Annotated in this window: 20 protein-coding genes; 7 read left to right on the top strand and 13 right to left on the bottom strand. The window is 55.0% G+C overall.

Going from position 1 to position 22325, the window contains the following annotated elements; translation table 11 throughout:
• Positions 1-3 precede the first annotated feature (3 nt).
• A complete protein-coding gene (locus ACR0KC_RS09045) occupies positions 4-1053 on the bottom strand; it encodes an ABC transporter ATP-binding protein (protein ID WP_170394099.1) in 1050 nt (349 codons plus the stop codon).
• A gap of 157 nt (positions 1054-1210) precedes the next feature.
• Here ACR0KC_RS09045 and ACR0KC_RS09040 point away from each other — a divergent pair, with 157 nt between their 5' ends.
• Positions 1211-2209, top strand: coding sequence for an ester cyclase (locus tag ACR0KC_RS09040; protein WP_480706014.1), 999 nt, complete (start codon positions 1211-1213; stop codon positions 2207-2209).
• Here the strand turns inward: ACR0KC_RS09040 and ACR0KC_RS09035 are convergent.
• Positions 2206-3096, bottom strand: coding sequence for an SMP-30/gluconolactonase/LRE family protein (locus ACR0KC_RS09035; protein WP_480706012.1), 891 nt, complete (start codon positions 3094-3096; stop codon positions 2206-2208). The genes ACR0KC_RS09040 and ACR0KC_RS09035 overlap by 4 nt on opposite strands.
• Before the next feature lie 200 nt (positions 3097-3296).
• On the opposite strand from ACR0KC_RS09035, the gene ACR0KC_RS09030 reads away from it, so the two are divergent.
• Positions 3297-4058: an HpcH/HpaI aldolase family protein gene (locus tag ACR0KC_RS09030; protein ID WP_480706010.1), complete on the top strand. Its 762-nt coding sequence runs from the start codon at positions 3297-3299 to the stop codon at positions 4056-4058.
• Between the two features lie 272 nt (positions 4059-4330).
• On the opposite strand, the gene ACR0KC_RS09025 is transcribed toward ACR0KC_RS09030, so the two are convergent.
• The 5 genes from ACR0KC_RS09025 to ACR0KC_RS09005 form a co-directional block, all read right to left on the bottom strand.
• Positions 4331-7123 (bottom strand): bifunctional aconitate hydratase 2/2-methylisocitrate dehydratase, encoded by a 2793-nt coding sequence (locus ACR0KC_RS09025; protein WP_480771746.1) that lies wholly within the window; start codon positions 7121-7123, stop codon positions 4331-4333.
• A gap of 291 nt (positions 7124-7414) precedes the next feature.
• A complete protein-coding gene (locus ACR0KC_RS09020; protein ID WP_480771745.1) occupies positions 7415-7903 on the bottom strand; it encodes a sarcosine oxidase subunit gamma in 489 nt (162 codons plus the stop codon).
• Position 7904: 1 nt separating this feature from the next.
• The gene (locus ACR0KC_RS09015) at positions 7905-10775 is read right to left on the bottom strand and encodes a 2Fe-2S iron-sulfur cluster-binding protein (protein ID WP_480771744.1); all 2871 of its coding nucleotides are present in this window, start codon (positions 10773-10775) and stop codon (positions 7905-7907) included.
• The gene (locus tag ACR0KC_RS09010; protein WP_170635755.1) at positions 10762-11019 is read right to left on the bottom strand and encodes a sarcosine oxidase subunit delta; all 258 of its coding nucleotides are present in this window, start codon (positions 11017-11019) and stop codon (positions 10762-10764) included. Before ACR0KC_RS09010 ends, ACR0KC_RS09015 begins: the two co-directional genes overlap by 14 nt.
• Positions 11020-11033: 14 nt before the next feature.
• Positions 11034-12284 carry an FAD-dependent oxidoreductase gene (locus tag ACR0KC_RS09005; RefSeq protein ID WP_480771743.1) on the bottom strand — a complete coding sequence of 417 codons (1251 nt, stop codon included), beginning with the start codon at positions 12282-12284 and terminating at the stop codon, positions 11034-11036.
• Positions 12285-12557: 273 nt separating this feature from the next.
• Between ACR0KC_RS09005 and ACR0KC_RS09000 the strand changes: the two genes are divergently transcribed.
• Positions 12558-13361, top strand: coding sequence for a phytanoyl-CoA dioxygenase family protein (locus tag ACR0KC_RS09000; protein ID WP_480771742.1), 804 nt, complete (start codon positions 12558-12560; stop codon positions 13359-13361).
• A gap of 34 nt (positions 13362-13395) precedes the next feature.
• On the opposite strand, the gene ACR0KC_RS08995 is transcribed toward ACR0KC_RS09000, so the two are convergent.
• Both ACR0KC_RS08995 and ACR0KC_RS08990 read right to left on the bottom strand, forming a co-directional pair.
• Entirely contained in the window at positions 13396-14445 is a 1050-nt protein-coding gene (locus ACR0KC_RS08995) for an aromatic ring-hydroxylating dioxygenase subunit alpha (protein WP_480706004.1), read from the bottom strand.
• 96 nt (positions 14446-14541) lie between these two features.
• Positions 14542-15471, bottom strand: a complete 930-nt coding sequence (locus tag ACR0KC_RS08990) for a LysR substrate-binding domain-containing protein (RefSeq protein ID WP_170732632.1) — start codon at positions 15469-15471, stop codon at positions 14542-14544.
• A 95-nt stretch (positions 15472-15566) separates the two neighbouring features.
• Between ACR0KC_RS08990 and ACR0KC_RS08985 the strand changes: the two genes are divergently transcribed.
• The 3 genes from ACR0KC_RS08985 (at position 15567) to ACR0KC_RS08975 (ending at position 18072) form a co-directional block, all read left to right on the top strand.
• Positions 15567-16652, top strand: a complete 1086-nt coding sequence (locus ACR0KC_RS08985) for a hypothetical protein (RefSeq protein WP_480706001.1) — start codon at positions 15567-15569, stop codon at positions 16650-16652.
• Between the two features lie 154 nt (positions 16653-16806).
• Positions 16807-17751 carry a fatty acid desaturase family protein gene (locus tag ACR0KC_RS08980; RefSeq protein WP_480705999.1) on the top strand — a complete coding sequence of 315 codons (945 nt, stop codon included), beginning with the start codon at positions 16807-16809 and terminating at the stop codon, positions 17749-17751.
• 3 nt (positions 17752-17754) lie between these two features.
• Positions 17755-18072 carry a non-heme iron oxygenase ferredoxin subunit gene (locus ACR0KC_RS08975; protein WP_170635751.1) on the top strand — a complete coding sequence of 106 codons (318 nt, stop codon included), beginning with the start codon at positions 17755-17757 and terminating at the stop codon, positions 18070-18072.
• Positions 18073-18079: 7 nt separating this feature from the next.
• Here ACR0KC_RS08975 and ACR0KC_RS08970 read toward each other — a convergent pair whose 3' ends face one another.
• From ACR0KC_RS08970 to ACR0KC_RS08955, 4 genes are read right to left on the bottom strand one after another with little or no spacing between them, the layout of a single operon-like run.
• The gene (locus ACR0KC_RS08970; protein ID WP_170562105.1) at positions 18080-18961 is read right to left on the bottom strand and encodes an amino acid ABC transporter permease; all 882 of its coding nucleotides are present in this window, start codon (positions 18959-18961) and stop codon (positions 18080-18082) included.
• A gap of 53 nt (positions 18962-19014) precedes the next feature.
• On the bottom strand, positions 19015-19848 hold the full coding sequence (locus ACR0KC_RS08965; protein WP_170393843.1) for a transporter substrate-binding domain-containing protein: 834 nt from the start codon (positions 19846-19848) through the stop codon (positions 19015-19017).
• Positions 19849-19884: 36 nt separating this feature from the next.
• Complete coding sequence (locus ACR0KC_RS08960) at positions 19885-20727, bottom strand: amino acid ABC transporter permease (protein WP_480705997.1); 843 nt, start codon at positions 20725-20727, stop codon at positions 19885-19887.
• A gap of 1 nt (position 20728) precedes the next feature.
• Positions 20729-21475 (bottom strand): amino acid ABC transporter ATP-binding protein, encoded by a 747-nt coding sequence (locus tag ACR0KC_RS08955; protein WP_304621969.1) that lies wholly within the window; start codon positions 21473-21475, stop codon positions 20729-20731.
• Between the two features lie 269 nt (positions 21476-21744).
• Between ACR0KC_RS08955 and ACR0KC_RS08950 the strand changes: the two genes are divergently transcribed.
• A complete protein-coding gene (locus tag ACR0KC_RS08950) occupies positions 21745-22323 on the top strand; it encodes a carboxymuconolactone decarboxylase family protein (protein ID WP_170393839.1) in 579 nt (192 codons plus the stop codon).
• Positions 22324-22325 lie beyond the last annotated feature (2 nt).

Here is a 22325-nt window from a genome sequence, read left to right as displayed (position 1 = left end):
CTCTCAGATCTCAAGGCGCGCGCCGGTTTGCGCATCGAACAGGTGACAGTGATCGGTATGGATATGAATCGACACCTGATCGTCGATTTCAGCACGATAGGTTTTGTCGGCCTTGACCGAGACCAGCGCTCCGCCGATCCGAACCGAGACCATGGTGCTATCGCCCAGCAATTCCTGCGTATAGATGGGCGCGTTAATCTCGCCCCCGCTTTCTACGACATTGGCGTCCTCGGCGCGGAAACCCAAAGTTATTGGGCCATCCGGAGCATTCAGACCATGCACTTCGGTATTCTGCGCGCGGAACACACCGCCCTGAACATCGCCATCAACCAGGTTCATCGCCGGGTTGCCGATAAAGCTGGCGACAAACGTGTTCGCAGGCTCGTCGTAGATCGCCGTCGGAGAGCCAACCTGCTGGACAACACCCTGCTTCATGATCACCACGCGATCGGCCAGTGTCATCGCCTCGATCTGGTCATGTGTCACATAAATCGTAGTCACCGCCAGTTCATGGCTGAGGTTCTTGATCTGCGCGCGAGTCGAAACGCGCAGTTTTGCGTCAAGGTTGGACAACGGCTCATCCATCAGGAACACGTTGGGCTCGCGTACAATCGCACGCGCCAGAGCCACCCGTTGACGTTGCCCACCTGACAGCTCTGCCGGCTTACGATGCAGAAAGTCGTCCAACTCTACCATCGCCGACGCACGGCGCACTTTTTCGTCATGGGTGGAAGCGTCGATGCCACGTACCCTCAGCGGGAAACGAATGTTCTCGTAGACATTCATGTTCGGATACAAAGCGTAAGACTGGAACACCATCGCGACGTCGCGGTCTTTTGGCTCCATATCGTTGACGCGGGTACCGTCGATCAGAATATCACCCTCGCTTGCGTCTTCCAAACCTGCGATCATGCGCATCGTCGTGGTCTTGCCGCAACCCGACGGGCCGAGAAGCACCAGAAATTCCTTGTCGGATATTGTCAGGTCGAAATTGTCCACTCCAACAAACGAACCCCAACGTTTTCCAACATTGCGCAGTTGAATCTCGGCCATACTGTCCTCCCAGTTGCACCTGAGTGCATACGTTTGCAAAAGCATAGACATCCAAAGGAACATCTGGCAAGTATTTTTTGCAAGCGAATGCAAAAGCGTCCGCAATCTTGCTAAAGACTGACGCTTCCCTCCGGGCAAAGCATTGAAAGTAAAAAATATGTCTTACGAAGCCGAGAAAGAAATTGTCCTGAACTTCTACAAAGCTCTGAGCGATGCAGAGGAATCAGCCCACTCTGATGTGATCGCTGAGTATTGCGCCGAGGACCTCCTGTGGCGCGGCTTTCACCCATTCAACGAGCAGCGTGGCGCTAGCAACGTGGCGCAAAAATTCTGGCAGCCGCTGAATCACAGCCTAACCAACTTGCAGCGTCGGATGGACGTATTCATGGCTGGTCAAAATGAAATCGACGGGTTCAATTCAGTCTGGGTTGTTTCGATGGGCCATCTCATGGGGCTGTTCGACAAGGACTGGCTGGGCATTGCGCCAACCGGAAAAATGGCCTTGCTGCGCTATTGCGAGTTCAACAGGATTGAGCACGGTAAGATTGTCGAAACCGCGATGTATTTCGACATCCCGCATTTCATGATTCAGGCCGGGTTGCAGCCCTTCCCGCCGCAGACCGCCGCACAACTTGTCCAGCCCGGGCCCATGACCCATGACGGCCTGATGTTCACGCCTCAACCCGCCGAAGACGGCCAAAAGACATTGGCCGCTATCAACGCGATGATCTCCGATCTTGGGCGGTGGGACAGCGGGCTCAGCCTTGAAGATGAGTTGCGCCGCACATGGTGCGAAGACATGATCTGGTGGGGGCCATCCGGTATCGGTGCGACCTACACAATCGAACGTTACGCCAAACAACACGCTGGCCCGTTCCGTGCTGGGTTTGCCGACCGGTCAAATACCAACCATATCTGCCGCATGGCCGAGGGCCACTATGGCGGCTTTTTTGGCTGGCCGAACTTTACCGCCCGACCAACCGGCGGGTTCATGGGGATGCCTGCCACTGACAAAGCCGGTGAGTTCCGGGTGATAGACATTTATCGTCGCAAAGGTGATAAACTGGCCGAGAACTGGATTTTCATCGATCTGCTTCATTTCTGGAAGCAACAGGGTGTCGATATTCTGGACCGCATGGCGCGAGTGGGCCTTTAGATCATGGCCAGACCCGTCATGTTGGTCGGAATACGGTAAACGGACGTGCAGGCAGTGATGTACAGCATGCTGAACCCGGCCCCACCAAAGCAGAAGTTGGTAGATTTCTGCGGCGTCAGAATGACACCAAGGCAGTGCGCTTGGGCATCAAACAGATGTACACCGCCGGGACCATTGCACAAAATCTGGCCGTCGCGGGTGCACTTCATACCGTCCGGCACCCCTTCCCCATCGCCAACAACATCGGCCCAGACCACCCCACCGGTCAGTGAGCCATCAGTGGCGACATCAAAGACGCGGATATGACCACCCCAACTGTCATTGACAAACAGCCTTGTTTCGTCAGCTGACAAACACAACCCGTTGGGTTGCTGAAAATCATCCGCGACAAGGTGTAACGTGCCGTCGGGATCCAGCCGGAACACGCCTTGCACCGGCAGTTCTTGCTCTCTCAGAATGCCAAGATCCTCTCGGATACGACCAAAACTGGGATCAGTGAACCAAATCCGACCGTGCGAGTCGCAGATAACATCGTTGGGGCTGTTGAGTTCTTTGCCATCAAAATGCGTGGCTATCGAAGTAACCCGCTTGCCGCCGTGATCATGGCGTACCAAATGCGAACTGGCGTGCTCGCAAGAGATCACTGCCCCACTTTTGTCGAAGCAATTTCCGTTTGCTTGGTTGGAAGGGGTGCGAAAAACGCGAACTCCCTCACCCTCGCTCCACTTGTATTGATGGCTCTCCTGAATGTCCGAGAATACCAGCCAATGCTCTTCGGGGTGCCATATTGGCCCTTCGGTAAACCCCAGACCGCTAGCGATTTCTTCCAGTTGAGCGTCAGGGTGCACCAGGTCTGTGAAGCATTTGGAACGGATATCGAATACCATGAGAGCACCTTTTCAGAGTTGCGCCTGCCAACACTACCGGCAAGTCCCGACAAGAACAGCGTTTCGGGTGAAAACGCAATAACGACTGTTCGATAGTCTGGCCCTGCCAACTTCAATGCTCTACGCTATGGCCGATGTTTCCAAACCGCTTGGCTGCCAATTGCCATGTGCCGCCCAAACAAAACCGTCAGGACTTTCCCATGAATTTCAAACAACGCATGCTTGCTGGCGAGCCTCTCGTCGGAACGTTTCTCAAGACACCAGCCCATGAACTGGTCGAGATAATTGCCAAGTCAAAACTGGACTTCTTGTGCCTGGATGCGGAACACGCACCCTTTGACCGGGGTCGGTTGGATGTTTGCCTCGCCGTCGCCCGGGCTCTGGGGTTGCCGACGTTGGTGCGGGTGCCGACTGGGTCTGCGGACGAAATTCTCAAGGCGCTCGACAGTGGCGCGACAGGTATTGTTGTGCCGCATGTTGACAGCGCCGAAAAGGCCCGTCGCATTGCGCGCGAGGGTCGTTTTGGCCATGGTGGTCGCGGCTATGCCGGATCAACCCGGTGGGCAGGGTTTGCGACCCGATCCATGGCTGATGTCCTCAAGCAAAGCGAAGAGGAGACGATTATCATTGCCCAAATCGAAGAACCAGAAGGCGTCGCAGAAGTCGATGATATCGCCGGGACCGAGGGCATCGACGGGATTTTTGTAGGACCTGCGGATCTTGCGGTATGTTACGGCGTGACCGATCAGTCCGACCCACAGGTTCTTGATGCAATGCGACGCTCGGGCGATGCAGCCAACGCACATGACAAGACGCTGATGACCTTTGCAGCCAGCGCAGAAGCCGGACTCAAGCTGCGCGACTATGGGGTGACCATGATCTTCGTCGCTTCAGAACACGCCTTCATGCTTCGCGCTGCAAACGCGGAAGCGGAGAACTTCCATGGCACCGCGAGGACGTGAAACGCACAGGGCTTTTTAGTGGAAAGGGCCTTGGGGACGAAATATCCGCGGGCTGGTAAATGCTGCGACGACAGTACTTTCTTTGCTAGAAAGGCGATGCGCGATTGCGGATTATTCGCATTGTATAGTCTTAGATTTCCAGCGTGGCACTCTACCTAAGGGGGCCAAAATCTCATACCGCAAAACCAGTATTGCTAGGCTTATTGATTCAGAGTGGATCCTGTTAAACAGCATAAGGCCGGTGCGCCTTAGCGGCGACCGGCCTTCTCCAATCAGAAATGTGCCGAATTGGAATTTGCGGGCTTGGCGACCGGAGGTGCAAAGCGGGTCAGGTCGATCCCTTCGACAGCGGCCTTGTATTCCTCGATTTTCGGAGTTCGCCCGAGGATGGCAGACAGTACAACTACCGGTGTGGAAGCCAGAAGGGATTCACCTTTCTTATCTTCCGAGTCCTCGACAACACGCCCTTGGAACAAGCGGGTAGATGTCGCCAGAACAGTATCACCTTTCTCAGCCTTTTCCTGATTACCCATGCAAAGGTTGCAGCCCGGACGCTCAAGATACAGCGTATTTTCATATTCGGTTCGCGCTGATGTCTTGGGGAAAAGATCGTCGAATTCGAAACCGGAATATTCCTGAAGAATACTCCACTCACCTTCTTCCTTTAACTCATCAACGATGTTGTAGGTTGGCGCCGCGACGACCAGAGGGGCCTTGAATTCAATCTTGCCCTCCTTCTTCTCAAGGTTCTTAAGCATCTGCGATACGATGATCAGATCACCCTTGTGGACCATGCAAGATCCGACAAATCCCAGATCCACTTTCTTTTCCCCTTTGTAGTAGGAAACAGGCCGGATCGTATCGTGCGTATAACGCTTGGAGACATCCGCGTTGTTCACATCAGGGTCGGCGATCATGGGCTCGTTGATCTCGTCCAGATCAACGACCAGCTCGGCAAAATACTCGGCATTTTCATCCGGCCTCAGGGCTGGAACTGCGCCGGATCTGATCTCTGCAATGCGTGCGTCGGCTTTGTCGATCAGGCCTTGCAGGGTCCGCGCCTCATTCTCCATGCCCTTGTCGATCATGATCTGAATCCGACCTTTGGCGATTTCCAGTGACTCGATCAGGGTCTCGTCTTCGGAAATACAGATCGAGGCCTTCGCCTTCATCTCGGCCGTCCAGTCGGTGAAGGTAAAAGCCTGATCCGCCAGCAGGGTTCCGATATGAACTTCGATAATACGCCCCTGGAACACGTTATCGCCGAAAGCCTTCAGCATCTGAGCCTGTGTCGCGTGGACCACGTCGCGGAAATCCATGTGATCGGCCATTTTGCCTTTGAACGTCACCTTCACGGATTCCGGAATGGGCATGGTTGCTTCGCCCGTGGCCAGTGCCAAGGCAACGGTGCCTGAATCCGCCCCGAAAGCCACACCTTTGGACATGCGCGTGTGCGAGTCGCCCCCAATGATGATGGCGCGATCATCCACGGTGATATCGTTCAGAACCTTGTGGATCACGTCGGTCATCGAGTGATATTCACCCTTGGGATCGCGCCCTGTGATCAGGCCGAAATTGTTCATAAACGCCATCAGTTTGGGGATGTTGGCTTGCGCCTTCTTGTCCCAGACCGAGGCGGTGTGGCAACCGGACTGATACGCACCATCGACGGTTGGAGAAATCACGGTCGCCGCCATCGCCTCAAGCTCTTGCGAGGTCATCAGGCCAGTGGTGTCCTGCGATCCGACGATGTTGACCTTGACCCGTACGTCCGACCCGGCGTGCAAGACCGTGCCTTCCGCTACTCCCAAAGCGTTGCGGTTAAAGATCTTTTCAACCGCGGTCAGGCCCTGTCCATCTCGGCTGATCTCTTTCGACTGCGCAAATGCCGACTTCAGCTCGACTCCCAGTGTCTGTGCTGCAAATGTTTGCAACTTCTTGCCGAACACGATGGCGTAGGATCCGCCGGCCTTCATGAACTCCTGCTTTTGCGGAGTGAAGGACGAGGCAATATCAACAAGCTCATTGGCGCCATCGGCGTCATAAAGCTTTTTGTCTTTCGTATTGATCGTGAGCACTGTCCCGGTTTCGACCGAGTACTTTTGCTCCAGGATAGGGCTGTCGTCATTGTTGAGGATCGGATTCCCCTCGGAATCGACTTTTTTGACCCAGTTTTTCAGGTCGATACCAATCCCGCCCGTCACACCAACGGTGGTCAGAAAGATCGGAGAGATACCGTTCGTGCCGGCCACGATCGGGGCAATGTTTACGAATGGCACATATGGGCTGGCCTGCTTGCCGGTCCAAAGCGCCACGTTGTTGACACCCGACATCCGGGACGAGCCAACTCCCATTGTCCCTTTCTCAGCAATCAGCATCACGCGTTTATCTGGGTGCTGGCGCTGTAATTCTTGAATCTCGTCTTGCGCTTGCCGCGAGATTAAGCACTTGCCATGCAGCTCCCGATCCGAGCGCGAGTGTGCCTGGTTGCCCGGCGACAGCAAGTCAGTCGAAATATCGCCCTCGGCAGCGATATACGTGACAACTTTGATCTCTTCCTCGATATCGGGCAGCTTGGTGAAGAACTCGGCCCGCGCATAGCTTTCAAGAATGTCGCGTGCGACCGGATTTCCGGCAGAAAACGCCTCCTTCAAACGATCCGTATCAGCCTCATATAGGAAGACCTGTGTTTTCAGCACTTCAGCCGCCTGCCCTGCGATCTCGGGATCACCACCCAAAGCCAGATCAAGAAGAACCTCAACCGAAGGACCGCCTTTCATGTGCGACAGCAGTTCAAAGGCAAAGGGTACTGAAATTTCGTCAACCAGCGCTTCGCCCTGAATGATCTCTTTCAAAAAACGTGCCTTCTCGCCAGCGGCGCTGGTCGTGCCGGGCAGCGTATTATAGATGAAATAGTTTAGAGAATCTGCACGATGCGCATGATCGACGTCCTTGATCTGCGTAACAAGCTCTTTGACAAGCGCGCCGTCATCAATCGGTTTCGGATGCAGACCCTGCGCTTTGCGGGCTTCAATTTCGTCGAGGTAGTTGGTGTAAAGGCTCATGGCTCGTTCCGGTATATGTGGCTCGATTAGCAGGGGCTCAAAGACGTTATGAACGCCCGAGGATCCTAATTGTATGCGGCGGTATACTAAATGACCGGAACTTGCAAGCCTTGCACCTGTGGCGCGATGTCCCGTCTAAAAGCAACACTTCACAAAGGATTTTGTGCCAGCCAATGACTTTCGATAAGTCCGCTATGTCCTTATCTGAACCCTGTTCCTGGACGATATGCATATAGACCGGCGAGGTAATGAATAGCCATAAGGCGTAAACCGCCCTTGCTTCGAATTGCGTCAGGCAGTTGCTCGGGTCAGATAATCCTGAACCATGTCGCCAAAACTCTGTTCAACCGCAAACTCAAAACCAGCCTCGCAGCGCATCACAAGTGCTTTTAGGCCAAACAACTCGGAATAGGTTACTGCGTCTTCATCAAAAGCAGTGACATGCAGATCAAGCGGGCAGGCAATAGCCATCACTTCAGCGGCTTGGGGTCCGGCGACACTAAAGAAGGTAAGGGTGTCCGATATCCGCACTATACTGATGTCCGCAGGGCAATCCGTTGGTTTGAGCTGTGCTTCCAGTGCCTCTTCCAGTTCCAGCGAAGCACGTACAATCCAGTGATTGCGTCCAATGTGATATACCTCAAACGCTTCCTGCATCGCCCTCGTGTTGGGGCGGCTTGGCAGAGAAAATTCGGCCCAATTTTGAACGACCTCGGGATCCCCTTTGAGGTCAAACAGCGCATTCAGGGTTTGGCGTTCGATCTTGACGTCGTAGCTCATCTCAGGACCTCAGGCGCTGACCCTCGGGGTCATGGAATACAGGCTTTGTGATGGTCACCGGGATCACCTCGTCTTTCAGCCGAACATGCGCGGTTTGCCCGTGTCGCTCCTGCCCGTTCTTCAGCAACGCCAGGCCAACCCAGCGATTGTTGACGACGCTCCAGACGCAGGCGGTAACCAATCCTTCGGTCGCTTCTTTGCGACCTTCGGGGGTCAGTGGCGCGCCTTCGGGCACTTGCTTGTCAGGGTCTTCGGGCAAGATGCCGACCAATTCCCGGCGTTCCCCTACCGCTTCACGGCGCAAGTGGACCGAGCGCTTGCCTAGGTAGTCGGGCTTTTTCTTCGACATTGCCCAGCCCATGCCCAAGTCATAGGCGTCCACGGTACCGTCGACCTCGTGCCCCAGCGAAAGAAAGCCTTTTTCCACACGCAAGACATGGCTGGATTCCGATCCTACAGGCAGGATACCAAAGGGTGCACCAGCCTCCATCACCTTGTCCCACAAGGCGGCCATGTGGCGTGGGGCAACGTTGACCTCATAGGATAGTTCACCGGTGAAACTGACGCGCACAACCCGCGCAGGGAACCCCGCAACCGTACCGTCCCGGAACGACATGAAGGGGAATGCCTCGGGCGACAGATCGATATCCGTAAACAGCGCGTGCATGACATCGCGCGCGCGGGGACCACAAATGGTGGCGTTGTTCCACTGGCTTGTCACAGTTGTGATCATGACTTGCCAGTCAGGAAACTCGGTCTGAAGCAGCTTTTCCATGTGCTGGTTGATGGCGTCCGCGTGACCTGTTGAGGTCGAGATCACCCAGCGGTACTGATCCAGCCGAAAGGTCACCCCGTCATCTATGATCAGACCGTCATCCGACAACATAAGACCATAGCGACCATCGCCGGGCTTCAGGCTGGACAGGATGTTCGAATACAGAAAATCCAGAAAGCGCGGAACATCGCGCCCTTTAAGCTCAAACGTGCCGAGCGGCGAACCGTCGTATACGCCAACGCCTTCACGCACCGCGCGGCATTCCCGGTTCACCGCCTCTTGCAGGCCCTCACCTGGTTTGGGAAAAAACCCCGGACGGCGCCATCGGGCACCAGCCTCATACATCACTGCGCCATAATCCTTGTTCCATTGGGTCACCGGCGTGTGCCGGTAGGGGAACAACACCGAGTCCTCACGCAGCCCCCCAATCGCACCGAATGAGACCGGCGTGTAGGGAGAGCGGAATGTCGTCGTGCCAAAATCTTGCAATGGAACGCCCTTTTGCAGAGCAACGGTGCCAATAATGTTGATATTGCCCGTCTTGCCCTGATCTATGCCCATCCCGCCAGTGGTGTAGCGTTTGACATGTTCCACGTTGTCATATCCTTCACGCAGCGCCAGATGCACATCGCTGACCGCAACATCGTTCTGAATATCCAGGAATGCCTTTCCGCGTTGCCCTGGCACATCTACGCGCCATAGCGGTTCAATCGAATAAGGCAGCTCTGAACCGTCATCGATGATCCGATCCAGTGTGAGATCCCCCGCCGCCGCGCCGACGGCCCGACAGGATTGAATCGGTTGATCGGGCAAAAACGCAGCGAGTTCTTCATCAAACCGAAGTGTGCTGCGGGACTGAGACCACAAATGCACGGTTGGGTTCCAGCCTCCGGAATGGGCCAGCAAGTCGCAGTCAATCCAGGTGCCTACGCCCCCGGACTTGGGAAAGGCCTTGACGGCACGGATGCTTTTGTACCCTCGGATATCGGCGGCTACTGTTCCGGCATGGACGGTTATCCCCGACACCAGATCAAGAGCTTCCCTTGGAACCGTGTCGCGGCTATCGAGGATCGCGTTAACCGTTACCTCAGCTGCGACCAGATCGGCGGCCACTGCGTAAGCGCTGTTGTTGTTGGTGAACAGAACCACACTCTGACCGGGTGTCACGCCCCAACGATTAACATAGGCCTGCACGGATGAGGCCAACATGACGCCCGGCCTGTCATTATTGGCAAACACCATCGACCGTTCCGTGGCCCCGGTGGCAATCACCACCTCAGCAACACGGACCCGCCAGTTGCGTTCTAGAATGCTGGCCTGATCTGGCTCGCGTTCATTGACGATCACTAGGTTGTGTTCGCGATAGGCCCATACGGTCGAGTTCTGAAGATGGGTGACGTTTGCCATTTGGCTTAGTTCTTCAACCGCTTCGCCCACCCAATCCATCGCCGGACGCCCGCCAATGGTCAGGGTGCGGTTCAGGAGGCTGCCGCCCGCTTCGGTTCCCTCGTCTGCGAGGAAGACTCGCTTGCCTGCCCGACCAGCCTCAAGTGCAGCTTGCAGGCCGGCGGGACCTGCACCTGCAATCAAGACATCTGCATGAGCGTAGCGCGCTTCGAAATGCCCCGATGAAGGCGGGTGCGCAGGCGCTGCTGCCAGCCCCGCCGCCTTGCGGATGTATGGTTCAAACAGTTGCCAGTTAGGCCATTTGAAAGTTTTGTAGTAGAAGCCCGCAGGAATAAAACGGGCAATCAATTGATTGATCCCGCCCAGATCAAACTCGGGTGATGGCCAGCAATTGACCGAGCGTGCATTCAGCCCTTCGCGCAATGGAACCGTGGTCGCTGGACGGTTGCCCGAGGCGTCCTCGCCTTCCAGCTCCACAAGCGTTCCTGGCTCTTCGGGACCGTGTCCGACAATGCCGCGTGGGCGGTGGTACTTGAAACTACGGGCTGTTACTCGCACCCCGTTTGCCAGCAAGGCCGAGGCCAGAGTGTCCCCTTCGAACCCTTCGTAAGTTTTCCCATTGAACTGGAACGTCAGAGGGCGGCTTCGATCAACACGACCACCCACTGCGCGGCGATTAATCTGAGCCATCGGGCACCTCCACAATGTCATGTGTCACGGTATCCCGCCAGATTGTCAGCCACTCGCCACAGCCCCGTGCGTGCCACCACCGCTCTTGCACAGGCCCCATCGGGTTGGGCGTTATGGTCAGGTATTCGACCCAATCAGCATCGCTGACGGCGTTGGCATCGGGTCGAGCAGCACCGACCGGGCCGCCATAGACGAACTCACTTTCATTGCGTTTGCCACAGAATGGGCAGAGGATGAGCATCATGGTCCTGTCCCTTCCTATCTCGCCGTTGTGGTGCCGGCTTCCATCACAAATTCTAGATGGCGGAAACGGTCCAAAGTGAACGAGGCCATCAGCGGATGCGGCTCGCCTTTGGCGACCAGATGCGCAAGCGTCAGTCCGCCCGCAGGAATGGCTTTGTATCCGCCCCACCAGCCAGCGGTCACGAACAGCCCCGGTACGTCAGTCTGATCCATGATGGGCGAGGCATCATGGGCAATATCAAGATGCCCACCCCATTGGCGCATTAGTTTGAGTTTCTTGAAGCTCGGGAAAAGCGACAGCATCGCGGTCACAGTGTCTTCGAACACATGTTGCTTGATGTCGCGACGAAAGCTTTGCCCCATATCAGGAGCGCCGCCGATCACCATCTCGCCCTTGTCAGACTGGCTGAAATAGAACCCACTGTCCGGGCAATTTACGATGACATCCACCAAGGGCTTCACTGGTTCGGACACAAAGGCCGTCAGGTTCATCGTGCGCAATGGCAGCTTGAGCCCCGCTGTCTCGGTCAAAGTCGTGGTATGGCCCGATACGGCCACAACAACCTTTTTCGCCCGCACGGTGCCGCGATTGGTCTCGACACCTTCGATGCGCCCATCAGCGCCACGGATCAATGCTTGCACGGCGGTCTGTTGGTGCATCTCCACCCCCATCGCATCCGCCGCGCGGGCATAGCCCCAGGCCACCGCATCATGACGGTTTACACCTGCGTCCGTGTGGACCATTCCGCAGATGATCGGCAGGCGCGCATCTGGCCCACCGCCTGTCAGCGCAGGTATGCGTTTGCGCAATTCTTCTGCGGTGATTTGTTCATATGTCGAGCCATAGATGTCCATGACCAATTGCCGTCGCCGCAACTCTCGCAGTTTGGGCCAGGTCTGCACCACATCCACCATGGTGCGCTTGGAATGCATCATGTTGAAGTTCAACTCATGCGTCAGCCCTTCGTACATCTCGACGGATTTGACGTAGAACGGGATCGACTCGTCACGCATGTAATTTGACCGAATCGTAACCGTATTGCGCGCTATGTTTCCGCCACCCAACCAGCCCCGTTCCAGCACGGCGACGTCGGTTATGCCAAACTCTTTGGCCAGATAATAAGCCGTGGCCAGCCCGTGACCCCCTGCCCCGATCACCACCACCTCGTACCGGTCTTTGAGCGGCGGGCTCCGCCAGGCTCGGGACCAGTTCTTATGACCAGAAATTGCGTTACGGGCGAGTGAAAATGCCGAATATTTTTGCATAGCAAGCACAATATTTATCGGAAAAAATATATCGTCAATAAATATATTTACCATTACGCAAAAACAGCTTGGGCAATCAAAGGTCGTGGGCTACCATGGCGCATGACCTTCAAAATTGAACAGTTTCATCGGAATCTTGCTGGCAAATGGTCGGCCCGATCCCGCTGGCCCTGCTTCATCATAAACTGCCGCAGTTCACCCTCTCTCTGACTCCATGCAGACCGTGGCGCTTTGCGCCTGAATTCAAACCCGCCGGGAAATGAGGCGGATGCTATGGATGGAAGAACTATGATAAACACACCGGATACAGATACTGTTCAGCAAGCGTATGCGCGCGACGGCGTCGTTTTATTGAGAAACATCCTCACAGACGATTGGTTAAACAAGTTGCGTGATGCCGTGGACGAAGAGGTCAAAAAGGGTGACCGGTATTTTGCCTATAAAAATATGCGTGAAAAACCGGGTATCTTTCAGGACTATTGTCTGAACTCAGATATTGGAAAGCGCGTGGCCGAGGTGGCGGGCAGCCCCTGGACTTCGTTGATCTATGACCAAATTTTCGTGAAAGAACCTGGCACACGCACCCAGACCGGCTGGCATACAGATCAGCCCTATTGGCCTGTGGCCGGTCCCATCATGACAATGTGGATCGCACTTGATCCTGTCGACCCAGACAATGGAGCGCTGGAATTTGTCCGTGGCTCGCACGCTTGGGGCGCAAAATACCGGCCTTTCAAAACTGACCAGCTTGGCAAGTTTCTTCACTATCTGGAAGAGGATAACCCGGACTATATCGACATGCCCGATTTCGAGGCGGATCGCACTAAATATGACATATTCCACCATGAACAGATGGAACCTGGCGATGCACTGGCCTTCGATGGAATGACTGTGCATTCGGCGATGGGCAACCGAACCTCGACCCGTCGCAGGCGTGGATATGCGGTACGTTTTGCCGTTGAAGGTGCCACCTATGAACCGCGCGATAGCGTCACTGAATGGCTTCATGATGACGACCTGAAACCGGGTACTCCCTTTGCCTGTGGGCGCTTCCCTGTCATCTATAGCAACACCTAAGATAAGGGGACGGGAACTGGCCTCTGTTCAAGTTTCAGGCTTGCCGAATTGCACCCTCTGGCACAGCGGCCTCGGCCTCGATCGCTCGGTCGAGCACGCGTCGGTATGTTTTTGCCCCGGCATCCAAACCCAGATCAATATGCGGTGTCTGAGCATTTTTCATGCCCTTGTGCACTTTTTCCAGCACATCTTTGTCTTCAAGAAACGCCATCCGGGCACCTTCATTCATGAACTTTGAAACCTCGGCATTGTCCGGATCAGAGTTGCGATGCTGGAACCAGAAATACCTGGTCTGATCCTCGTTGATTGGCGTCATGAAGTTGTAAGAGATGTTGATGAATGTCTCATCGACAGGATCTTTGTCATATCCACCCGTGCCAACCGGAGTATAGATGGACTTATTCAGCCCGATTGCGGGCATGCACATTTCGTAATGCTGCAAGCGGTCGCAATCGCCGTCGAACGAGACCAGTTTGGCATAGTAAGGCGATGGTGGTTTGTTTTCGATCCAGCGCGAGACAATCACGCCGCGATCTGTCTTTTTGACGTCCAGAGGCTCTTCATCCGTTCCCGCGCCGGCGAATGACGAGACATGTACCCAGGCCACATGGCTGGGATCAAGCAGGTTGTCGCAAACCCAAAGATAATGGCAATCGATATCCATCACCCCGCCATCGGTCAGGCCCCAGCTCGTGTCATCAAAGTTTTCGATTGGGAAAATCAAGTCCGGATCAGTCAGTTCAGGATCGCCCATCCAGATCCAGAGCAGGCGATAGCGGTCGACAACTGGATAAGACTTCACCACCGCGCGCCGAGGCGTCATCCCCCGCTGCGTTGGGCTGTCCGTACATTTGCCCGAACAATCGAATGTCAGCCCGTGGTAGCCGCATTCGACCAGATCCCCTTTCAGATTGCCATCGGATAGCGGGAGCTTGCGATGCGGGCAGGCATTCTCAAGCGCAACGGGCGTCCCATCCTGCTGACGATAGAGCACAATGTTCTCACCCAGATATGTCTCAGCTTTCAGTTCGCGCCCGATATCCTTGCTCCAGGCGGCAACATACCAGCAATTTCTGAGGTACATGGTTTGCTCTCCAATTTGATCAGTTGGCTTAGCGCCATTATGGCAGCGTCAGTGCAATACACCATTCTGGATTCGTAATGATACATATAAGGCAAGCTAATTCGGCAGCATAACCGACGGGGGCAGATCGGGCTGCGAAGCAACTTCGGCCTTGATCCAGTTCAGGAACTCGCTGACTTTTTGGCTGTCTTTGCTATCAGGGCGCCGGACGAGCCAATAGGAAAGTGGCGATTGAGTCAGTTGCTGAAACGGTCGCACCAGACGGCCATCGCACAAGGCATCAATCACCAGCGGTTCGCGCCCAAGCGCCACCCCCAGCCCCTCAATCGCTGCCTGTATGACCATGTTTGATTGGCCCAATCGGCGCGTGCGCACTCCAGACGGCAATGTCAGATTGGATTGCCGCGCCCAGAACTCCCATGTTGGGCTGGACGTACCATGGTGCAGATTTTCATCTACGAGCAGTGTGTGCTGTGACAAATCTTCAATGCGCTTCAGTTCAGGCAACAGCGCGGGCGCGCAGACGGGAAACAGCCTTTCCGGCATAAGCAAATCCACTTCAAACCCGGGATATTCACCAAGACCATATCGAATGCCGATATCGGAATCTGCGCCGGAAAACGGATAGTATCCCGTATCAGTCGCGATCGAAATAGACAGGTCCGGGTGGGCCAAATCAAAGTGCAGAAGCCTTGGAAACAGCCAGTTGAATGCAAACCCCGGCAAGCATGAAATCACGATGGTCCGGTCCGCACGCGTTCGATCGCGAAGTTGCGCACACACATCTGAAATGCGGCCCAGCCCATCCGAGATTGCCTGCGCCAATTGCTCACCTTCGCGGGTAGGTCGCGATTGCCGCGCACCGCGCACCAGCAAATCCCGCCCAAGCCATTCCTCGAGCGATCTGACGTGCTGGCTGACGGCACTTTGGCTGACCCCCAGTTCCTCGGCGGCGGGTGAAAAGCCGGAATGGCGTACAACTGCCTCAAAGGCTCGCAGCGCGGAGTATGGCAGATTCAAGATCATATTAGTCATCCTAATGTCAGCCATTATCACTTTCAAATGGATTGCCGGCGGCCTTAGGCCGTAAGTTGATAATGTCAAGTAATCAGGAGATGTCGATGTCCGACATGACGCCAGAGCGGGGCGCTTACAATCTGCTGGTCAATTGCGCCCGCGCGGCGGCGGGTGAAAGGCTGCTGATTGCCTATGAACCTGCAGAGTTTGGATATTTCGACGCCGACAGCGTGAATGTTGTCAGTCAGGCGGCCTGTCAACTTGGGCTGGGGGTCGACACGATTGATGTGGGCTTCAATCCGGACAATCCGCAATTATCGCCCGATCTGCTTGCCCGGTTCGAAGCGGCAGACATCATTCTATTTCTGGCCCGTCTTGGGGATCAGTTGCGGTTCTCGGACATGCCGCAGGGTAAGAAAGTCATCGTTAGCTTCGCTTTAACCAAAGAAATGCTGGGATCTGGTTTCTCCAACGGCCACCACGATGCGTTCATGGAGCTTAAGGCCGATATCAACGCGGTCTTGGACGCGGCCAGCGAGGTGCGGATCACTTGCCCTTTGGGCACTGATGTAAGCGGTCGGCCAGTGATGAACCTGCAACCATCGGGCGACACCTCGATCCTGCGCTTTCCGATGTCAGTCTTTACTCCGGTTCCTGCCCACAGTTTCTCGGGCCGTGTGGCGATCAGTTTTCTGACGGGAACGGGGTCGAAGTATTACGATGACTACACCATCGAATTCGACCGCCCCGTCTTTGCGATGATGGAGAATGGGCGGCTGCAGCGTTTTGACGGCGATCCCGCCAATGCCGCACGGGCCGAGGCGCATTATGACCGGGTAGCCAATCAGTTGGGAATTGATCGCAATTTCGTGCACTCTTGGCATGCAGGTATTCATCCGGGCTGTGGCTACCCCTGGGATATGCGTGAAAACTATGAACGCTGGGGCGGCTCCGCTTTCGGAAATCCACGCATCCTGCATTTCCACACCTGCGGGGCGTACGCGCCCGGAGAAATCAGCTGGAACGTTATTGATCCGTCCATCGAAATCGATGGCGTAACTTATTGGGACCGCGGTACATTCCATGCCGAACGGCTGCCTTGCGGTCAATCAATCCTGGATCGGCACCCTTGCGCGGCCGCCCTGTTCGCCCATCCCGATCCGGATATCGGTCTGCGTGCAGTTGGCTGATCAATAGCGGCTTGATCGAATCACGAGCTGTGGAAATACTCTTAGATAATAGGGTCTGTTCGAGTTGGCCCTATGGTGCGGAGCACTCCCGTCTCCGGTGCCGGAATATGCGCAGAGGGCAAGACCCCCGCTCCGGCAAAATCATGGAAATCACATGTCAAAAGCTATTGTTACGCCGCTGACTCAGGCTCTGGGCGAAGGAAAACTGACGCGCGAAGAACTCAAGGGATTCATGCAACGCTCGAACGCGCACGGGTTACGTCATCTTGCAATGTGGATTTTAGTGCTGGCCTGCACGACAACATTGATCACCCTAGCCTGGAACAGTTGGCTGATTTGGCCCGCGATGTTTCTGCAAGGGGTCGTCTTGGTGCATCATTTCTCACTTCAGCATGAGTGTGTGCACTATACCGTGTTTCGCACCCGGTGGTTGAATGATCTGGTTGGTCAGATTTGCGGGCTGATCATCATTCTGCCCCATCGGTTCTTCCGATACGAACATTGTGATCATCACACGTATACGCAACTGAACGGAGAGGATCCCGAACTGATCCCGCTGCCCAAATCCCTTGGCGAGTACTTTTTGTACCTGTCAGCCCTGCCTTATTGGCGCGGTAAGTTTACTGAGCTGTTCCGACATGCCTTTGGGAAGCTCAGCAAGGCCGAGTTGAGTTTCATTCCCAAAGAGGAGCATCAGTCGGTCTATTGGGACGCGCGCCGCATGCTGGCCATTTACGCTTTGATCTTTCTGGCTATGGCCTTCACCGGATGGTGGGGATTGATCTGGTATTGGATCATACCCCTGTTTCTGGGTGAGCCGGTGATGCGATTCATACGAATGACCGAGCATGTCGGACGTCCCACCGTGGCGCAGATGTCAGAAAACACGCGCACCAATCTGGTGTCAAAGCCGATGTCATTTTTATGCTGGAATATGAACTATCATGCCGAACATCACTATGTCGCCTCAGTTCCCTTTCACGCTCTGCCCCGTCTGCATGAGAAGTTAAAGGATCATATCTTCGTCGAAAAAGGTGGATATCTGGCTGCGCATCGCGACATTCTGCGGCAGATCATGCAACGCAAAGCCGAGGCCTGAGAGATGGCGGCAGACAAATCTTGGCGCGATGTGATCGAGGCATCGAAGCTGGAAGAAAACTGGGTCACGCGGGTTCAGATCGGGCCGAGATTGATTGCAGTTTATGATACACCCAGCGGTGTCTATGCCTCGCTGGCATTGTGCAACCATGGTGGGGCTGATCTGTGTGACGGCTATTTCGATGGGCATGTTATCGAATGCCCATTGCACCAGGGCGCGTTCGATGTGCGTGATGGCAAGCCCGTTTCAGCGCCTGCGACCCGAGCAATGCGGGTTTTTGAGACACGGATTCAGGATGGAATGGTTCAGGTCCGAATGTGACCTGAACCTAGCGCTTGTCAGATCGTTTCTCTAGCCGCGCAAAGATGCGGCTGAGGCCGAAGCAGACGACAAAATAGAATGCAGCCGTTGTGATCCATGCCTCAAAGATCATCCGGGACGAGGCGACCAGTTCGACGGTCTTGTAGGTCAGTTCCTGAACCGAGATCAGCGACAGGATTGAGCTGTCCTTGATTAATGAGATGAACTGATTGGCCAGCGGCGGCACGACCTTTTTCATCGCCTGCGGCAGCACGACATAGCGAAGCTCTTGCAAACGGCTCATCCCGATCGAGCGTGCAGCTTCACGCTGACCTTTGGGGATCGATTGAATACCGGCACGGACAATTTCGCCGACAAATGCGCTTTCAAACAGCGCCAGAACGATGACACCTGAGACAAGCGACGGAAAGCGCCGCATCTCACCAAAGAAAAATGTCCAGATCTGGTTGTCTTCTTGCCGCGCAATTCCACGTGCCCAGCGTTCAAGGTTTAGTGCGTCGATCAGTTGCTGCGACAGGAAGAAAAAGAAAATAAAGACAACAACAACCGGTGGCACATTACGCAGAAATTCAAGATAAGTGCGTGCCAGCATGCGTATGGTCAGGTTGGCAGAACAGCGCGCGATCCCCAGAATTGTACCCAGAATGAGCGCCAAAATGCCGGAATAGATGCTGATACGAACCGTCGCCACCAAGCCTTGCAGCAATAGATTGGCAAAATACTCTTCTCGCCCAGTATGCCAGCCGACGATGTAGCTGGGGATCAATTCCCACCGCCACTTATAGTTCAGCGTACCCTCGATCGACAGCCAGATATATCCGAAGAAGGCGATCAATACCGCCACGATCAGATAATCTGGCCATCGGAGTTTTCTAAGAAATTCAGGCACCTGGGCGCTCCACTTCAGGCCCGAGGGCGGCTGACCCGCCCCCGGCTAATTGGTTATTGGGCAACCTGGTCTGCCCACTCTTCAGTTGCGAACCAATAGTTGTGACGCTCTTCCAACCAACCCGACCGCCAGTTCTGAGCGATCCAATTGTTGAAAAAGTTCATGGCATCCGGATCGCCCTTGCGTACTCCGAACGCTTCGCCACGCGGATCATAGAGGTTATCGAACGGAACGGTCAGAGTTTCCGGATGGCGACCGGCCTCGCGGTTCGGCGTAGGTTGAGCCGCCATCGAAGCATGCGCGTTTCCGTTTAGCACTTCTTGCGTTGATGCACCGTCTTCATCAAACAACAGCAGCGTCGCGTTGGGGAAGTTTTCCGCGATCACTGTAGCTGGTGTCGCACCGCGACGAGCGGCAAAGGTGACCTCAGGTTTATTGAAATCTTCCAAAGACATACCATCGGTCAACTGTTTGTTAGCCATAATAGCCAGGCCCGAATACGCGTAGGGATCGGTGAAGTTGATCGTCAAGTTTCGCTGCGCAGTCACCGACATGCCCGAGATGATCACGTCGAAATTGCCGGATACGAGCGCCGGGATGATGCCATCCCAGGCGGTCGGTACAAACTCGACCTCTACACCCATGTCCTCGGCCAGCTTGCGACCGACATCCAGTTCGAACCCGATCAGATCACCATTCTTGTCGCGCATCGACCACGGCACGAACAGCGAAAGACCAATCCGGATTACCCCATCCTGTTTGATCGTTTCAATCACACTTTCGCGGGACAGTTCCTGAGTCGCACTTTGCGCCCAGCCTGAGGTCGCCATGCCTGTTGCCACGACCGCGCCCAGGGCCGCCCCGAGCATTCTGCGAGATAGCTTCATCTTGGTTCTCCTTGTTGTCCGGTTAAGTTCTTGTGGTTATTGGTCGACGGCATATTTCTTCTCCAGATAGCTAACGCCAATCGACAGGATCAGGGTCACCACCAGATAGACCAGCGCGATAGTAAACCAGATTTCAAAACTCATATACGTGTCGGATATAATGTTGCGCCCGAAGGTGGTGAGTTCGGCCACGGCAATGACGCTGACAATAGCCGAGGATTTGATCAAGTGGACGACCTCGCCCGTCATGGGCGGTAGCATAAAGCGAACAGATTGCGGCAGAATGATATATCTGTAGGTCTGATAGTGGGTCATACCGATAGACTTGGCCGCCTCCCACTGACCAGATGGGATGGCGTTGATCCCCGCCCGCAGGATCTCTGAAATCAAGGCTGAATGAAACACCGCCAAGGTCAAGATGCTGGCGGTATATCGATCAAATCCAAAGATTGGCCCTAGCACATAATAGAACAGGTAAAGCAGAACCAGTAGCGGGATATTGCGGATCAGTTCAAGGTAGGCAACCGCGACAGCCGTGCCAACTACCAAGCCGGACAAGCGCAGTAACGCCACTAGCAACCCGATAGCTGTGGCCAGCAGAAACGAGGTAACTGACAGCTTGATCGTGGCAACCAGTCCGATGGGAATTTCGCCCCACTCGAACCCAATCTCGGTGTTGCGGTACAGGAATTGGGGCACGCGATACCACTGCCAATTATAGCCCATACCCTGCGCGCCAACATATGACCCGTAGGCGATCAACCCGACAATAACCGCATAGATCACGACGGACACTAACACCGAGCCAAAGAACCGCTTGTATAGTGGTGGCTTCGGCAGCGCTTGCCCGCGTCCTTGTGATATGCCCAGATCGGTCACGTTAGTGTTCCAATATCTGGTTCAGGAATAGACGGCAGCGCTCGCTTGACGGGTTGGTGAAGAACTGATCGGGCGGCGAGATTTCAACGATCTGCCCCGCCTCCATAAAGACCATCGTGTCGGCGACCTTGCGCGCAAACCCCATCTCATGCGTGACAACCACCATGGTCATGCCCGTATCGGCCAGTTCAACCATCACATCCAGCACTTCATTGATCATTTCGGGATCAAGCGCGGATGTAGGTTCATCAAACAGCATGATCCGTGTTTCCATGCACAAGGACCGCGCGATAGCGACGCGCTGTTGCTGCCCCCCCGACAATTGCGCCGGGTACTTATCGGCCTGCTCAGGAATATGAACGCGGTCGAGATAATTGCGCGCGGTTTCCTCGGCCTGCGCCTTGGATAGCTTGCGCACCTTCATCGGTCCGATCATCAGGTTTTCAAGCACAGTCAGGTGCGGAAACAAGTTGAACTGCTGGAAGACCATGCCGACTTCCTGTCGCAGTTCACGGATTTCCTTGGCACCTTCATAGACTTCGATCCCATCGATCACGAGACGCCCGGAATTATGCCACTCTAAACCGTTGAAACAGCGGATCAGGGTGGACTTTCCCGATCCGGACGGGCCGCAGATTACCACCTTCTCGCCCTGATGAACGGTCAGATCGATGTTCTTGAGCGCATGGAAAGTCCCATAGAACTTATCCAGATTGGTCACTTCGATCATGGGGGAGAGCTGTGTCATGCCGAACCTGTCAAGATGCGGATCAGCTGGCGTCGCTGATCTATGACGCTGTGGTGGTGCGATCGCAACATGAGGTCATGCACGCATGGGCACGAGGTCATTCGAGGGGATTCAGGCAGTGTGGAGAGATCTGGCAAAGCTTCAGAATCCTCAAATTCGTTGCGCGCTGTTCAATATGGTTGCTTAATGTGCAATATTCGTCAATAAAAAACTCAGCCGAACGGCACACGCCGCGAAAATAGAAACAGAAAACACGAGAGGAAACGTGAATGTCCGCTTGGATTCGGATGATATCTGACGAAGATGCCGACGAGCACCTGAGAGCGACTCTGGATCTGGCGCGCACACCACACGGGACCGTGGACAACGTGATGCGCGTGCATTCACTGCGTCCCAACACCATGAAAGGTCACGTCATTCTGTATCGCGCGTGCCTGCATGATGAAGCCAATTCCATACCCATGTGGTTTCAGGAAGTCATCAGCTCTTACGTATCGACGTTGAACACCTGCCCCTATTCTTATGCCAACCATTGGGCAAACGCCCGACATCTGATCGGTGACGACGCACGCGCCGACGCAATCGAGGCCGCGTTAAAGGCCCATCGTCCGCAGGACGCATTTGAAGGTGCGCAGTTGGCCGCGCTGATCTATGCGCAAAAGCTGACCCTGTCGCCGGGTGCAATGGAGGAATCCGAAGTTCGCGCATTGAAAGATGCCGGCTGGGAAGACGGAGAGATTCTCGAGATCAACCAGATCGTCGGATATTTCAATTATGCCAACCGATTGCTGAATGGTCTGGGTGTCACAACGGAAGGGGACGTGGTGGGCTACTACGCCGAGGATTGACG

Source organism: Ruegeria sp. CF3, from assembly GCF_056537365.1.
This window is presented reverse-complemented; position numbering and strand designations above follow the sequence as displayed.